This window comes from Pseudomonas sp. CCC4.1, assembly GCF_035019225.1.
Classification (GTDB): Bacteria; Pseudomonadota; Gammaproteobacteria; order Pseudomonadales; family Pseudomonadaceae; genus Aquipseudomonas; species Aquipseudomonas bubulae.
The window spans coordinates 1-15,898 of the sequence record NZ_JASJWL010000035.1 but is presented as its reverse complement, the minus strand read 5'-3'; the positions used below and the strand labels follow the sequence as shown (position 1 = coordinate 15,898).

Below are 15,898 nucleotides of genomic sequence, written 5' to 3'. Positions count from 1 at the left end.
TAGCTGGCCCAGGCTGGGTGCACAGGTTTTATTCCCGTTTTCGTTCCGGATAGCACGCCATGACCGCCCATCGAATTGGTTTCCTCATTTGGCCCAGCACCAAAGCCTTGACTCTGGCGCTGGCCGAGGAAGCGTTGCGTGTTGCCCAGCGCGTGCATCCTGAAGTCGTCTACGAGTTGTTGTTCTTGCAGGCCGAGGCACCGCTTGAAGGAGCCTGGCAATTGCCGGGTGAGCCCTGGAACGGCAAGCTTGAAGGTTGCCAAAAGCTGTTTTTGCTGGCGGATGAGCCGCCTGCCGCCCTGACCTCGGCCCTGAGCAGTGCGCTCAAGCAACTGGTGCGGGCAGGGTGCGTGATTGGCGGGCTGTCGGCGGGTGTCTACCCGCTGGCGCAATTGGGTTTGCTGGATGGCTACCGTGCGGCCGTGCACTGGCGCTGGCAGGACGATTTCGCCGAGCGCTTCCCCAAAGTAATCGCCACCAGTCATTTGTTCGACTGGGATCGTGATCGCCTGAGCGCTTGCGGCGGGCTGTCGGTACTCGATTTGTTGCTGGCGGTGCTGGCTCGCGATCATGGTGCCGAACTGGCCGGTGCGGTGTCCGAGGAGCTGGTGGTCGAGCGCATCCGTGAAGGCGGTGAGCGTCAGCGTATCCCGCTGCAGAACCGTCTTGGCTCCAGCCATCCCAAGCTGACCCAGGCTGTGTTGCTGATGGAGGCCAATATTGAAGAGCCCCTGACCACCGACGAAATCGCCCAGCATGTGTGCGTTTCCCGTCGTCAGTTGGAGCGTATCTTCAAGCAGTACCTCAATCGCGTGCCGAGTCAGTACTACCTCGAACTGCGCCTGAATAAAGCCCGGCAGATGTTGATGCAAACCAGCAAGTCGATCATCCAGATCGGCTTGTCCTGCGGTTTCTCGTCGGGGCCGCATTTCTCCAGCGCCTATCGCAACTTCTTTGGTGCGACTCCCCGTGAAGATCGCAATCAGCGCCGTAGCAGCAGCCCTTTCGAGTTGTCTTCGGCCCCGGCCGAGCGCGGCTGAGGTCAGGTCAGCCTGGCTCTGGTCAGAGCCTGACGGGTCAACTGCCGGCTGAGCTCTTTGCGTTCATCGGCGATCTGGCTGTAGATCCGGTAGTAGAGCTTGTCATTCATGGGCTCGGAGGTGAATACCTGAGGCTCAGGCACTGCCAGTTTTAGGGCGAGTTCCTGCAGCTCGACACGCTGCCCTGCATGGCGCTGCTCCAGGCGCGTATCCGAGCGAACCCAATTATCCTGCAGCTCCCTGAGCTGCTCGAGCCACTCGGCCTTCTGTTCGAAGAGGCTGGCGTTGGCGTCCAGTTCCGAGGCGTAAGTTTTGTTCAGGTAGGTCTCCCAGAAGGGCACATCAAGGATCTGATTGACCAGCCCGTCACCGGCTTCGCCCTCATGAATCAGGCGATAGGCCCTGACAAACTCCGTATCGCCCACCTGGGCAGTCATCCTGTAGACCATGTAGTTGGGTACCCAGGGCAGTTCGAGGCTTGTGCTCAGCCGGGTCTGGTAGCCGGTGTGGACTTCGACTTCGTCGACCGTTCCGGGCGCACCATCGATCACTTCGCTGGTAAACCTCAAGCCCTGGCCGCCCTCACTCACAGGCCTGACACGTTGCGCCACATCAGCCCGGGCAATGTCACCGATCTTGGCCAGCCGGGCCTTGCCGCGTGCCAGCGTTATCAGGTTTTTTTCCAGTTCCAGTGGTGTGCTTCGGGCGTTATAGAACTCATGGGCCATGGTTTCCAGGCCCATGGCATTGAATATCTGGGCGCCGGCGTCGGCGCAATTGGTGGGCGAACTGGCCATGGTGAACAGTAGCTCGCGCATGCGGGTGTCGTTACTGGCAGCATCGATCAAGCGCCAGACTTTCTGCTTCAAATCTCCCAGGCCTTCCTGATAGGCAATTTGGTCAGAGGGTGTTTCAAATACGTCCGGGGGGATTTCCATTCGGGCGATGACTTCAAAAAATCCCTGTGAGCCATGCTCGTGCTCTAGAGTCTCCCAGAGTTCCTGCATGGATACCTGTGACCCGGGGGGGCCGAACAACCAGAATGAGCTTTGCTCTGACCCTCGTGGCGGATAAGTGCGATGAGGGTCTAGGCCAAGGGCGCGGCGATACTGAGTGACACGGTCCTGACTCTCCAGGTCGAGCTTCTGGCGTTCAAGGCGGGCATTGGCAATCAACCAGGATTCGGCCGATTGATCGGGGTAGTCGGGCACGGTATGGATCTCATTACCCAGCAGGTTCAATTTGAAAGCCTTCGGTCGTGGCTGGTCGAACAACCCCGGGGGCCATTGAGTGATGCGGGTGTTCTCCAGTACCAGTGTCCTGAGTTCGGGCATATGCCCCACGGCCAAAGGGCTGCCAAGAGGGTTGTGACCCAGATCAAGGTGTTGAAGACGGGTAAGGTGCTTGAGCTGACTCTGCATCCCGGCGTTCAGGGTCAGGCGGTTATGGGCAAGGTGCAGCGACCTGAGGTGCGGCAGTGTATCGAGTGTCTCGGGCAGGGTTTCAAGGTCGTTGGCGTTGAGCGAAAGTACCTTCAGATTGGGAAAGTAGGTCAGGAAGTCGCCCTGGTTTGGGGAAAAGCTGCAATCGTCGAGCCTCAGCAGGCCTACATGGCTCAGGGGGCGGCTTAAAACCAGGCTGTCGGTGCCGGCATGGCCGAACAGGGTGCTGCTGAAGTCCAGTTCGGCCACTATGGCAGCCTGTCCTGTTTTGTTGATATGGACCTTGTCGGCCGATAGCCAGGAGTTCTTTATTCTGGAGCCTATCAGGCGCCTTAAACCATGAAGGTTGGGTGGCAATGCGTTGTCGGTGGTGACGCCGATCGCAGCGCTGATCCAGTTGTCCAGTGTCTCGAAAAGCTGGTCTTTTTCCTCCTCGGTGGCGCGCAGGTGTTCAAGGGCCTGCTCGCTGTCGATTCGCGCCGTGATCAACGCTATCTCGTCGTTATTTCGATAGGGGTAGAGGGCCTTGACCCGTTCCTGCAAGGGATTGGCTGCAGGCGTGGTATTGACCCGGCTGCTGGCGGCGCCGCGCAACAGGGTTTCGCTTTCGGTTGCCACGCAAGCTGCCGGGGATGGCAGATCAAGTGCCGTTCGGATTTCACCGGGGGCGCTGTACTTATCTGCCAGCCATTGTTTGAAGTTCTGGCCAATGGCGAACCTGGATTTCAGGTGCTCGCTGTTACGTTCGGGGAGCGCCTTCATCAGCGCACCGTGAAAGCGCGAGGCTGGATGCAGCAGGGCATGCTCGCCATCGTAGGTCTCATAGGCGTCCGGACCTTTACGAACCAGTATTCGGGTGTGCCTGGCGTCCTTGGGGGCATGGCTGCAGCGCAAGGTGCCGTCAACGACCAGATCGCGCACCTCGAGATGAAGGTCGTGGATCGCATCGGTGTAGGTTTTCAGGGTGTTTATGGCCAGTTTTTCGCCGTCTGGAGTCAGCAGGTCATCTTCAAGCAGTCCCTCCTGGGCGTGAGCTATGCGGGTTTGGTGTTCCAGCTCGGTGGCCAGATTTTTTACCCTCAGGGGGATTCTGCCATTCTCGAGGAGGGTGGTTTTCTCGAGCGTGCTGGTGGTCTCAAGCAGCGCTTGGGTGACAGGGGCGGGCAGGTGCGCAAAGGTGCTTTCTATCAATCGCGCTGCCGGGTTTTTTGTCTGGCGCTCCCTGGCGTACTGATGGTCGAAGATGTCTTCCCGTCGTTGCCGGGCGTAGTCGGACACCTTGGCCTGCAGGGTGTTGACGGCTTCTGTCTTTGTTGCGCGCGGGCCCAGCAGGGCATCGAGTTGAGGCGTGTTGAAGTTGTCGACAATCAGGGGCCACAGTTTGCCGTTCTTGATGTCCTGCTGAGAAATCCTGAGAGAGTCCTCGGGGAGTGCCTCGGGGGCACCGTAGACATGGGCCATGCCACTGAGGGTTTCATCGACAAAGACATTCAGGGCTTTGTCTGGCGGCCAGCCGGGTAATTCGGTGGGCAGGCTTTCCAGCCAGTTCCCCTTGGTTGAAAGGGCTCGCCCTTGGCGAATACGGGTGATGTCCTCGATATTTTGTTTTTGGATCCTCAGTCGTGCCATACAGTCTTTGAGCAGAGGCGGAGTCGGTTCGTTATGCAGGTGAACCCTTCGCAACACGCCTTCATCGGTGCCGCTGATAATTCGCAGCTTCTCCAGCTCGGCATCGCTGAAGCCCTCGGCGACAGGGCCGAGCCGACGCATAAGGATCGAGCCTTGCCAGGTTTGCGGGCGCTCACCCTCCATCAGCCAGGCGCCTTCACCGTTGTGCTGCATCCGGGGGCCGTAGGCGTGGGGCCGTGTCGGGTGACGCAAGGTATAAGGGCCGGCGCTTTCGGTCTTGTCCAGTACCAGCGTGTGTCGGGCTTGCTGCCCGGAACTGAGGGTCAGCAGTGTTTTGTCCTGGTGGTACTGCAGGCCCAGTTCGTCGGACGCGAGGTGTTCGGGCAGGGCCAGGTCGTGGTGGTAGGCGCTGATGTCAGGGTTCCACAATCGAGTGGCGCCATCGTTGCAGGTGACAGGTTTCATGCCTTGTACAAAGGCGGATGGCTTGGGCAGCAAGCCTCCCAGCACTTTTGTGCCCGCCGCAAAAAAACCTGCCTGGATACCGCTCTCCAGCACCCCGAACAGGTGTTCGAATGCTTCAGTGGTCTTGCCTTGCACCCAGTCGTGGATACCCTCATAGGTGTCGTCCAGCAGTTGCCAGGCCATTTGCAGCAGCATCAGTTCGCCGACGACAGGTACAAAAGGCGCGATGACAAAGGCTGCGGCATTCAGCAGTGCCATGCCAATGCCTTTCAGGCGTTCAAGGCGTGCCTCACGGGTTTTGCGGTCTTCGGCATCGGTCGACACGGCGAGGCTTTTGGCATCGTTGAAAATTTTTGCCAGTTGCCTGCTGTAAAGCGTTTCCCAGAGGTCATCAGGTATCGGCACCAGCAGGTATTCAATCGCGGGTTTTTCGATCGGTATCAGGGTTTGCGCAACCAGTGCGTCTGGTAGCGTTGCGCCCGGTGCGATGGGGGTGTCGGGGATGACCTGCCAGTAGGTTCTTTTAAGACCCTCCAGAAAAGCCCCCAATCGGTCGTGGGCGACGAAGCGGCTGAAGAAATGCTGGTAGGAAGTGCTTTTCAGGCGTTCGGTCAGATGCGCCATGCACTCGCCGATCGATGAGTACTCCTTGACCGGATGCAGGGGGTCGTGGGGTATGTACGCAACTACCGATCGTTGATGTACCGGCATGAAGATCAGCGGGCTTTCGATGTCGAGGGAGAGCACTGTCAGGCGATAGGTCAGCCAACGGTTGTCCAGGCCTATGAGAAAGGCATCCAGTGACTCATACAGGGGCAGGCCGATCTGTCTGGTCATCACGGCGTAGGTCAGATCGGCCTTCAGGTCGGCGCGTTGACTGTCCAGTATTTTGTTTTTCAGCCTTAACTGCCTGCCATGATCGTCAAGACCCAGATGGCGCGTGAGATGGTCCTTGTAGCGGGCGCCCAGATTCAGTGTTCGGCACAAGGCCGTGAACGCCTGCACGGGCATGTGCTCGGTGATGTGATTGAGCTGCTTGAAATGCCCCTGGGCATCGGGGCGGCTGATATACCCCGAGCCTGAGAGGTAGGCATAGGGCAGGGTTTCATGCAGTTCAAAGTTGTGCAGGGCCGCGTTTAGCAGGGACACGCGCCAGGTCGTGGTACCGCTTTCGCGCAGGCCGATGACAGGCAGGTAGTTCGGGATATACAGATTGATAAAGGTGTTGTGTACATCCAGGTCCAGCTGATATTGGCGTTTAATAAGGTTGTTCAGCAAGGGCGCCGCAAACCCGTGAACATCTACGACCCTTGCCAGGTCTTTTTCAACATCGTTGCGGGCGGCCCATCGCGCTGCAAACGTTTTGCGCAAGGTGTCGCCCTGAGCGGGCGTGAGGGTCCTCAAGGTTGGGTGAAGGCTGGGGGACGTCCCTTTCAATGCGTTCAGGGTCGGTCGGCCCAGGGACGTGGCCCAGGGCGGCATGGCCTCGGCAATGGTCGTGAAGTGGGGGATGGTCTGGAGTCGGTTCGCCGCTGTTAACCCTTTTTCAGGGGGCGGTTTCAGGGGCGCAAGAGGTGTTGGATCGGGCATGTCCGGTACTCGTATGTCCTGATGGAGTACCTTCAAGATCCGCCAGTACGAGCCCGTTAAAAAGCGCAAATATTTGCTGGCTGGCGGAGGCTTTGCATCAACAATCAGCGATCAATCCATACATATTTAGCACCCATACGTACAGATCCGGCGGTGATCGGCAAAAACTCGCGTTTTCCGGGAAAATCAGCGCGCCAGAGTGCTGCCGCAAAGACGCCCCAGCGTTTAAACTGCGCCTTTGTGACGGAATATGTCGCATTGTCGTAATGCCTTTGTAAATCGTGGTTTGGCGCTATAAGAAGTTGTCGCTTGGCGACAAGGCGTGCTCCCGATGTGTCCCTACAATCCCCCCATCGCTCGCCAGTTTAGGCAGGCGTTCCTCTTCAGGAGACTCCGATGTCCGTTGAGCAAGCCCCGGTGCAACGCGCCGATTTCGACCAGGTCATGGTTCCCAACTACGCGCCTGCAGCCTTTATTCCTGTGCGTGGTGCCGGTTCCCGAGTATGGGATCAGGCCGGTCGGGAGCTGATCGACTTCGCGGGCGGCATTGCCGTTAACGTTCTTGGCCATGCGCATCCGGCATTGGTCGGTGCCTTGACTGAACAGGCGAATACTCTTTGGCATGTGTCCAACGTGTTCACCAACGAGCCGGCGTTGCGCCTGGCGAAAAAACTGGTGGACTCGACCTTTGCCGAGCGTGTGTTCTTCTGCAACTCGGGCGCTGAAGCCAACGAAGCCGCTTTCAAGCTGGCCCGTCGTGTCGCCCATGACCGTTTCGGCAGCGAGAAGTACGAAATCATCGCTGCGCTCAACAGCTTTCACGGCCGCACGCTGTTCACCGTGAACGTGGGCGGGCAGTCGAAGTACTCCGACGGTTTTGGTCCGAAAATCACCGGCATTACTCATGTTCCGTTCAACGACCTTGATGCGCTGAAAGCGGCGATTTCGGACAAGACCTGCGCAGTGGTGCTGGAGCCGATCCAGGGCGAAGGCGGCGTGCTGCCGGCCGAGCAGGCTTACCTGCAAGGCGCCCGCGAACTGTGCGACCAGCACAATGCGTTGCTGGTGTTTGACGAAGTTCAAACCGGCATGGGTCGTACCGGCGAGCTGTTTGCCTACATGCATTACGGCGTGACCCCGGATATTTTGACCAGCGCCAAGAGCCTGGGCGGCGGTTTCCCGATCGCAGCCATGCTGACCACCGAAGCGCTGGCCAAGCATCTGGTTGTCGGCACCCACGGCACCACCTACGGCGGTAACCCGCTGGCGTGTGCAGTCGGCAATGCGGTAATCGATGTGATCAACACGCCAGAGGTACTGCAAGGCGTCAAGGCCAGGCATGACCTGTTCAAGACCCGCCTTGAGCAAATCGGCCAGCAATACGGCCTGTTCACTCAAGTGCGTGGCATGGGCCTGCTGCTGGGTTGTGTGCTGAACGATGCCTGGAAGGGCCGCGCCAAAGACATCTTCAACGCCGCTGAAAAAGAAAACCTGATGATTCTGCAGGCCGGCCCCGACGTGGTTCGATTCGCACCAAGTCTGGTGGTCGAGGAGGCCGATATCGAAGAAGGTCTGAACCGCTTCGAACGTGCCGTAAAGAATCTGACGCAAGCCTGAGTGTGACCTCGACGCCCGGCTTGCCGGGCGTCGAACCGAATTTAATGTGCCGGGCCAGGCTCAATGCACAGGGCTTTCAATGTGGGAGCGGGCTTGCTCGCGATACAGGCAGCGCGGTGTGTCAGTCACGCCGCAGTGACGTCATCGCGAGCAAGCCCGCTCCCACAGTTGAAAGCCCGGGTGTACTCGACTGTTCGGCCTATACCCCTCTATGCAATTCAAGGATTAAGGAGTGACACCATGCTGGTGATGCGCCCTGCGCAAATGGCTGATCTGGGCGAGGTACAGCGTCTGGCTGCGGACAGCCCGATTGGTGTCACTTCATTGCCGGACGATATCGAACGCCTGCGCGACAAGATCGCCGCGTCTGAAACCTCGTTCGCTGCCGAAGTGAGCTTCAATGGCGAAGAAAGCTATTTTTTCGTCCTTGAAGACACCGCTGCCGGCAAGTTGGTGGGGTGCTCGGCGATCGTGGCCTCGGCCGGTTATTCGGAGCCGTTTTACAGCTTCCGTAACGAGACGTTCGTGCACGCCTCCCGCGAACTGAAGATTCACAACAAGATTCACGTCCTGTCGCAGTGCCATGATCTGACCGGTAACAGCCTGCTGACCAGTTTTTATGTGGTCCCGGAACTGGTGGGGTCGGCCTGGTCCGAACTCAACTCCCGTGGCCGCCTGCTGTTTGTGGCCAACCACCCGGAGCGTTTTGCCGATTCCGTGGTCACCGAGATCGTTGGCTACAGCGATGAAAATGGCGACTCGCCGTTCTGGGACGCCATTGGTCGCAACTTCTTCGACTTGAACTATGCCGCCGCCGAGCGTCTGTGCGGGCTTAAAAGCCGCACCTTCCTTGCCGAGCTGATGCCGCATTACCCGATTTACGTGCCGCTGCTGCCTGACACCGCCCAAGAGGCCATGGGGCAAGTCCACCCGCGTGCGCAGATCACCTTTGACATCCTGATGCGCGAAGGTTTCGAGACCGATCACTACATCGATATTTTCGACGGTGGCCCGACCTTGCATGCCCGGGTTTCGGGCATCCGCTCAATCGCCCAGAGCCGCGTGGTTCCGGTCAAGATCGGCGCACTGAGCACAGGCGGTGGACGTCAGTATCTGGTGGCCAATGCCCAGCTACAGGATTACCGCGCCGTATTGCTGGAGCTGGATTGGGCGCCGGGCAAACCGGTCACGCTGGATCTGGAAGCGGCCGAAGCACTTGGTGTTGGCGAAGGTGCCAGCGTACGAGTGGTAGCGGTATAACGCGTTTGAGCGAGTTTCGCGGGGGTCGTCAGCGAGCCCCGTCCAAGGAGATAGCATGATCGTTCGTCCTGTACGCAACAGCGATTTACCGGCCCTGATTGAGCTGGCACGCAGCACCGGCACCGGCCTGACCACCTTGCCGGCCAACGAAGAGCGCTTGCTGCATCGGGTCACCTGGGCTGAGAAAACCTTCCGTGGCGAAGCCGAGCGTGGCGATGCGGACTATCTGTTTGTGCTCGAAAACGACGATGGCAAAGTGGTGGGTATTTCTGCCATTGCCGGTGCCGTCGGTCTGCGTGAGCCCTGGTACAACTTCCGTGTGGGCCTGACGGTCAGCGCCTCTCAAGAGCTGAATATTTACCGCGAAATCCCGACCCTGTTTCTGGCCAATGACCTGACCGGCAACTCCGAGCTGTGCTCATTGTTCCTCAGTGCCGATTACCGTACCGGGCTCAATGGCCGCCTGCTGGCCAAGGCGCGGATGCTGTTTATCGCCGAGTTCCCGGAGCTGTTTGGCAGCAAGATCATTGCCGAAATGCGTGGCATGTCCGATGAAAGTGGCCGCTCGCCATTTTGGGAAAGCCTGGGCCGGCACTTTTTCAAAATGGAGTTCAGCCAGGCCGACTACCTGACCGGCGTGGGCAACAAAGCCTTTATCGCCGAGTTGATGCCCAAGTTCCCGGTGTACACCTGTTTCCTGTCCGAAGATGCCCGAGCGGTGATCGGCAAGGTGCATACCCACACCGAACCGGCCTTGAACATGCTTAAAAGCGAAGGCTTCAGTTATCAGGGCTACGTCGATATTTTTGACGCAGGCCCGGCGGTGGAGTGTGAAACCAGCAAGATCCGCGCAGTGCGCGACAGCGAAGCGCTGGTGCTGGCTATTGGCACACCGGGTGACGACGCAACGCCTTACCTGATGCACAACCGCAAACGCGAAGATTGCCGCATCACGGCCGCCCCTGCGCGGCTGGCTGCTGGCACCCTGGTGGTCGACCCGCTGACCGCCAAACGCCTGCAACTGAGCGCGGGCGACCAGGTGCGCGCCGTTGCCTTGTCCGCCCAGTCAGTGGCCCCACGGGAGTCAAAATAATGAGTACGTTGTATATCGCAGGTACCTGGCAGAGCGGGCAGGGCGAGGCTTTGGAGTCGCTGAACCCGGTTACCCAACACGTGCTTTGGGCTGGCAAGGGCGCCGATGCCGGGCAAGTGGATGCCGCCGTGAAGGCTGCGCGCCAGGCTTTCCCGCAGTGGGCCAAACAGACTTTCGAGCAGCGCCTGAGCGTGCTCGAAGCGTTTGCCGCAAGCCTTAAAAACCACGCCGACGAACTGTCGCGCTGCATCGGTGAAGAAACCGGCAAACCCCTCTGGGAGTCGGCCACCGAAGTCACCAGCATGATCAATAAAGTGGCGATTTCGGTACAGAGCTACCGCGAGCGCACGGGTGAAAAAAGCGGACCGCTGGGGGATGCCACGGCCGTTTTGCGTCACAAGCCTCACGGTGTAGTGGCTGTTTTCGGCCCGTACAACTTCCCCGGTCATTTGCCCAACGGGCACATTGTTCCGGCGTTGCTGGCGGGTAACAGCGTGGTATTCAAACCGAGCGAATTGACCCCTAAAGTCGCCGAACTGACGGTCAAGTGCTGGATCGAAGCGGGTCTGCCTGCGGGCGTGCTCAACCTGCTGCAGGGCGCACGCGACACCGGTATCGCCCTGGCGGCGCACACGGGTATCGACGGGTTGTTCTTCACCGGTTCGAGCCGCACCGGCAATGCCCTGCATCAGCAATTTGCCGGGCGCCCGGACAAGATCCTGGCTCTGGAAATGGGTGGCAACAACCCGCTGGTGGTCGATCAGGTAGAGGACCTGGACGCAGCGGTGTACACCATCATCCAGTCGGCCTTTATCTCCGCCGGGCAGCGTTGCACCTGTGCCCGCCGCTTGCTGGTGCCGCAAGGCGCATGGGGCGACAGCCTGCTGACGCGCCTGGTTGAAGTGAGTCAGAGCATCGAAGTGGGTGCTTTCGATCAGCAGCCGGCGCCATTCATGGGGTCGGTGATTTCCCTTGGCGCAGCGCGCGCCTTGATGGATGCCCAGGAAGTGTTGCTGGGGTCGGGGGCTGTGGCCTTGCTGGAAATGCACCAGCCAGACATCAATGCCGCCTTGCTGACGCCGGGCATTATCGATGTGACAGAGGTTGGCGATCGTTCGGACGAAGAACTGTTCGGGCCATTGCTGCAAGTGATTCGCTACGCTGACTTTGATGCGGCGATTGCTGAAGCCAACAACACGGCGTTTGGTCTGGCGGCCGGGTTGCTGTCGGATTCCGAAGCGCGTTACCAGCAGTTCTGGCTCGAAAGCCGCGCCGGTATCGTCAACTGGAACAAACAATTGACCGGCGCGGCGAGCAGTGCGCCATTTGGTGGTATCGGGGCGTCGGGCAATCATCGCGCCAGTGCCTACTACGCGGCGGATTATTGCGCATACCCGGTGGCTTCCCTTGAAACGCCGACCCTGGCTTTGCCAGCAGCGCTGACCCCGGGCGTGCGGATGTCGTAACGCTTATCTCAACCCTGTGGGAGCGAGCCTGCTCGCGAAAGCCTTATAGGCCATTCGCGAGCAGGCTCGCTCCCACAGGTGCTGTATGACTTATAACCGTTTTCCGGAGCCTCGCTGATGAAGTCCTTTGAAGTCAATTTTGACGGTTTAGTGGGGCCGACCCATAACTATGGCGGTTTGTCGTTTGGCAACGTCGCTTCCCAGAGCAACAGCCAGCAGGCTTCCAACCCTAAGGAAGCTGCGCTGCAAGGCCTGGAAAAAATGAAAGCGTTGATGGACATGGGCTTTGTCCAGGGCGTGCTGGCCCCGCAAGAGCGTCCGGACGTTGCTGCCTTGCGCAGCCTGGGTTTTGCCGGGACTGATGCTCAGGTGATCGAGCGCGCCGCCAAAGAGGCCATGCCATTGCTGGTCGCCAGCTGCTCGGCCTCGAGCATGTGGGTAGCCAATGCGGCCACAGTCAGCCCCAGTGCCGACACCGCTGACGGTCGCGTGCACTTCACCGCTGCCAACCTCAATTGCAAATACCATCGCAGTATCGAGCACCCGACCACCAGTCGCGTGCTGGGCGCGATGTTTGCCGATCAGGAGCATTTTGCCCACCACGCGGCTTTGCCGGCAGTGGCGCAATTTGGCGATGAAGGTGCAGCCAACCACACGCGTTTTTGCCGCGATTATGGTGAGGCCGGTGTCGAGTTTTTTGTGTTCGGCCGCAGTGCGTTCGACAGTCGTTACCCGGCACCGCAAAAATACCCGGCGCGCCAGACCCTCGAGGCTTCGCAGGCAGTGGCTCGCCTGCATGGCCTGAGCGAGGAGGGTGTGGTGTTTGCCCAGCAAAATCCCGCGGTCATTGACCAGGGTGTGTTTCATAACGACGTGATCGCCGTGGGTAATGGTGAACTGTTGTTCCATCACCAGGATGCTTTCCTCAATACCGAGCAGATGCTGGCCGAGTTGCAGGCCAAGCTGGCGACCCGTGGCGCCAACTTCCAGTCGATCAGCGTGCCCCGTGATCAGGTGGCCGTGGAAGATGCCGTGCGCTCTTATCTGTTCAACAGCCAGCTGCTGAGCCGCGCCGATGGCTCGATGCTATTGATCGTGCCTGAAGAGTGTCGTGCCAACCCGCGCGTGTGGCAGTACCTGCAAGGGCTGACGGCCGCTGGCGGGCCGATCCGTGAGGTCAAGGTGTTCGACCTCAAGCAGAGCATGCAGAATGGCGGTGGTCCGGCGTGCCTGCGCCTGCGGGTCGCGCTCAACGAAACCGAGCTGGCGGCCGTCAACCCCGGCGTGATCATGACCCCGGCGCTGTACGACACCCTGACGGTCTGGGTGAACAAACATTATCGTGATGCTTTGCGCGAAAGTGACCTGGCTGATCCACAATTGCTGCTTGAATGCCGCACGGCATTGGATGAACTGACGCAAATCCTTAAACTGGGCGCGGTTTACCCCTTCCAGATCAATTGAAAGGCGCTGTGCCTGGGCGATAGTTGACGCCGGGCACGCACCTTCACACCCCAATGAGAGCGATGAAATGACTGATACCCTGAAGCTGATCCTTGAAGACACCGACGGTACCCAGCTGGAAACGTCCTGCACGCGCGTTGCTGTCATGTGGCAGGGCAAGGAATTGTGGATCCAGCAGGACGGCCGTGGCCAGTTGCTGATCGGTGTAGACGTTGAAGAAGGCGATGCCGAATACGCCAACCTGCTGCTGCGCCCATTGGCGACTAACCTTGTGAGCCTGCAACTGGAAATGGAACCGGCTGATCTGGGCGATGATGAAGACGGTCACGTACACGGTCCGGACTGCAACCACTGATAAGGAAGTTCTATGCTCGCTCTCGGCAAACTGCTTGAACTGACCTTGGCCGGACGTGAACCGGCCGAGAAAACTCAACTGACTGTCGACGGCGTGCGGATGCGCTGGCTGACCGAAGGCGCGCTTGAAGTGCGCCCGCCCGAGGCTCGTGACAACGGTATGGATCTGTTGTTGTCAGCCGGCATCCATGGCAATGAAACAGCGCCGATCGAGTTGCTTGATCGCCTGTTGCAGGCCATTGCACGGGGTACTATCAAGCCCCGTGCGCGAATTCTGTTCCTGTTCGGCAACCCCGGCGCCATGCGTACTGGCGCACGTTTTGTCGAGGAAGACCTCAACCGGCTGTTCAACGGCCGTCACGAAAGCAGCAGTGGCCCCGAAGCCCTGCGTGCGTGCGAGCTTGAACACCTGGCTGAAACCTTTTTCAGCCCTCCCGGGCGTACTCGTCTGCACTACGACTTGCACACGGCCATTCGAGGGTCGAAGATCGAGCAGTTTGCGTTGTATCCCTTCAAGGAGGGCCGTAGCCACTCTCGCGAAGAGCTGTCGCGCTTGCGTGCGGCCGGGATGGAAGCGGTGCTGTTGCAAAACAAGCCCTCCATTGTGTTCAGTGCCTATACCTACGATCGCTTGGGCGCCGAGGCGTTTACCCTTGAGTTGGGCAAGGCCCGGCCTTTCGGGCAGAACGGCGGAGTCAATGTCGAACGTCTGGAGCAGCGTTTGCAGCAGATGATCGAGGGTAGCGAGCCAGCACTGGCCGATGCTTCGCTCGAGGGTTTGCAGTTGTTCAGTGTGGCGCGTGAAGTCATCAAGCACAGTGATGCCTTTATCCTGCACTTGCCTGCCGATATCGAAAATTTCAGCGAGTTGCCCAAGGGCTATCTGCTGGCGCAAGACGCCGGCAAAACCCGCTGGATTATTGAAGAAGAGGGTGCGCGGATCATCTTTCCCAACCCTAAAGTCAAAAATGGCCTGCGCGCCGGTATCATTATCGAACCGACAACCCTGGCCCCACAGGGTTAATCATCCGAGTAATGGATATAGGTTTTGCGCAGGGGCAGCCCCAGTTCTTCGCGTATGCCGTTTTCGCTGAACTGTGCCGGGTTCGTGGGGAGGGCAGGGGTTGCAGGGTCTTTATCGAAGTCAAAGGGCTCTGTGTTGCAAGGTAAGCCCACGGCCTGCAGTTCATCATTTTTCACCAGCGCAGCTTGCTTGGTTCCCTGATGCCCGTCGGGGCTTGCGCCTAAAAATCGTGTGCCCGTGACAAAGTTGTAGGCGTGGCATAGCTCGTGGTAGAGAGAGGTAAGCGGTATCGCGCCGGGTGTGGAAAATGCCGGGTTGTAGTACACCGTTCCTCCGAAATCAGGCAGACCTGCCATCCCGACCTGAATAAAAGACCGGCCATCACCCAGATTGGGTATGTATAGGCCGTTATTTACCTGCTTGAGTTCGGCGATGGTGATGGGTTTCTGGCTTTTACGAATACTTTTTGTCAGTTCGCGCAGTAGCTGGCTCCCGTTGCCGGAGCTCAGCAACAGTTTCAAGTCATCCTGAACCCTTACGATAAACTCTTCGCTGCCTTGAATAATCAGCCCTGATTCCGGCAGGGGGATTGGGCTGCCAATAAATGTATTGGCGACCTTTTTGTGCGGGGTGATTCTGCCTTCGGCGATATAGGTGGGCTCGCTGTCGGTGAATACTTTGTCCCTGTCTTTTATTTGATTGAGGATGTCCTGGCCCTGGCCGGTATAGATCACATTGGAGCCCGCTCCTGCTGTAATAAGGTCATCGCCGTCGCCCCCGCATAGAATGCTGTGGCCCTGGCCTCCGACGGCTACATCGTCACCTTCTCCTGCGTCGATAAAGGCCATGCCGGCCCCGCCACGAAAAAAGTCTGCCCCTTTGCCCGTGTAGGCAACGGTTGTGCCCGTGCCATTGGCGTTGACGATGTCATTGCCATCTCCAGTGTCTACGTAGCTGGTGCCCCCACGGGTCATCACCATGTCATCGCCAGTACCGGTCAGCACCGTGGACTTGCCGCTGCTGGTCACGACGGTGTCATTGCCGGGGCCGGTTTCGATATGAAAGGTGTTTTTCAGGGTGTCGGCGATGTAAACCGTATCGTTGCCGTTCAAGGTATGAATTTCGATGATCTGCTTTGCACTTGCAGGCTTTATCCGATAGCGCTCATGGTTCAGGTCGATCAGCAGAGAGTCGTTGTCGCCCTTGGTGACGCAAATGGATGCCCGCGCCACCGAGGCACGGAAGACCAGGCGGTCAATGGGGCGGGGGTACAGGACGCCTTCAGTGACGTAGCGCACGAGGGTGGCGTTATCGCCAATATGAAGAATGCTTTGTGTGGTGCTCTCTGTCACATGGGGCAGGGGGTGTGAAACCGTTGTTTCGGTTCTTTCGAGCGGGGCCTGGGCACCGCCGTCAAACTCGAAATGATGAGGGGCTGTCTCTTATACACATCT

General features: G+C 58.9%; 10 protein-coding genes. 8 read left to right on the top strand and 2 right to left on the bottom strand.

The features are described from left to right. The first annotated feature begins 59 nt into the window (after positions 1-59). Positions 60-1,040, top strand: coding sequence for a transcriptional regulator ArgR (argR, locus tag QN377_RS14715; RefSeq protein WP_095003236.1), 981 nt, complete (start codon positions 60-62; stop codon positions 1,038-1,040). Between the two features lie 2 nt (positions 1,041-1,042). On the opposite strand, the gene QN377_RS14710 is transcribed toward argR, so the two are convergent. Further along, positions 1,043-6,166: an NEL-type E3 ubiquitin ligase domain-containing protein gene (locus tag QN377_RS14710; protein ID WP_095019709.1), complete on the bottom strand. Its 5,124-nt coding sequence runs from the start codon at positions 6,164-6,166 to the stop codon at positions 1,043-1,045. A gap of 396 nt (positions 6,167-6,562) precedes the next feature. On the opposite strand from QN377_RS14710, the gene QN377_RS14705 reads away from it, so the two are divergent. The 7 genes from QN377_RS14705 (at position 6,563) to astE (ending at position 14,444) form a co-directional block, all read left to right on the top strand. Next, the gene (locus tag QN377_RS14705; protein WP_095019710.1) at positions 6,563-7,783 is read left to right on the top strand and encodes an aspartate aminotransferase family protein; all 1,221 of its coding nucleotides are present in this window, start codon (positions 6,563-6,565) and stop codon (positions 7,781-7,783) included. A 240-nt stretch (positions 7,784-8,023) separates the two neighbouring features. Continuing rightward, positions 8,024-9,043: an arginine/ornithine succinyltransferase subunit alpha gene (aruF, locus tag QN377_RS14700; RefSeq protein ID WP_095003233.1), complete on the top strand. Its 1,020-nt coding sequence runs from the start codon at positions 8,024-8,026 to the stop codon at positions 9,041-9,043. 55 nt (positions 9,044-9,098) lie between these two features. Then, a complete protein-coding gene (astA, locus tag QN377_RS14695; RefSeq protein ID WP_095003232.1) occupies positions 9,099-10,136 on the top strand; it encodes an arginine N-succinyltransferase in 1,038 nt (345 codons plus the stop codon). Then, positions 10,133-11,602, top strand: coding sequence for a succinylglutamate-semialdehyde dehydrogenase (gene astD, locus QN377_RS14690; RefSeq protein ID WP_176464316.1), 1,470 nt, complete (start codon positions 10,133-10,135; stop codon positions 11,600-11,602). Before astA ends, astD begins: the two co-directional genes overlap by 4 nt. Positions 11,603-11,719: 117 nt before the next feature. Further along, positions 11,720-13,066 (top strand): N-succinylarginine dihydrolase, encoded by a 1,347-nt coding sequence (astB, locus tag QN377_RS14685; protein WP_095003230.1) that lies wholly within the window; start codon positions 11,720-11,722, stop codon positions 13,064-13,066. A 67-nt stretch (positions 13,067-13,133) separates the two neighbouring features. Beyond that, positions 13,134-13,421, top strand: a complete 288-nt coding sequence (locus QN377_RS14680; protein WP_003440880.1) for a hypothetical protein — start codon at positions 13,134-13,136, stop codon at positions 13,419-13,421. Positions 13,422-13,433: 12 nt separating this feature from the next. After that, positions 13,434-14,444 (top strand): succinylglutamate desuccinylase, encoded by a 1,011-nt coding sequence (gene astE / locus QN377_RS14675; RefSeq protein WP_095003229.1) that lies wholly within the window; start codon positions 13,434-13,436, stop codon positions 14,442-14,444. Here the strand turns inward: astE and QN377_RS14670 are convergent. Then, entirely contained in the window at positions 14,441-15,796 is a 1,356-nt protein-coding gene (locus QN377_RS14670) for a M91 family zinc metallopeptidase (protein WP_095019714.1), read from the bottom strand. The genes astE and QN377_RS14670 overlap by 4 nt on opposite strands. Positions 15,797-15,898 lie beyond the last annotated feature (102 nt).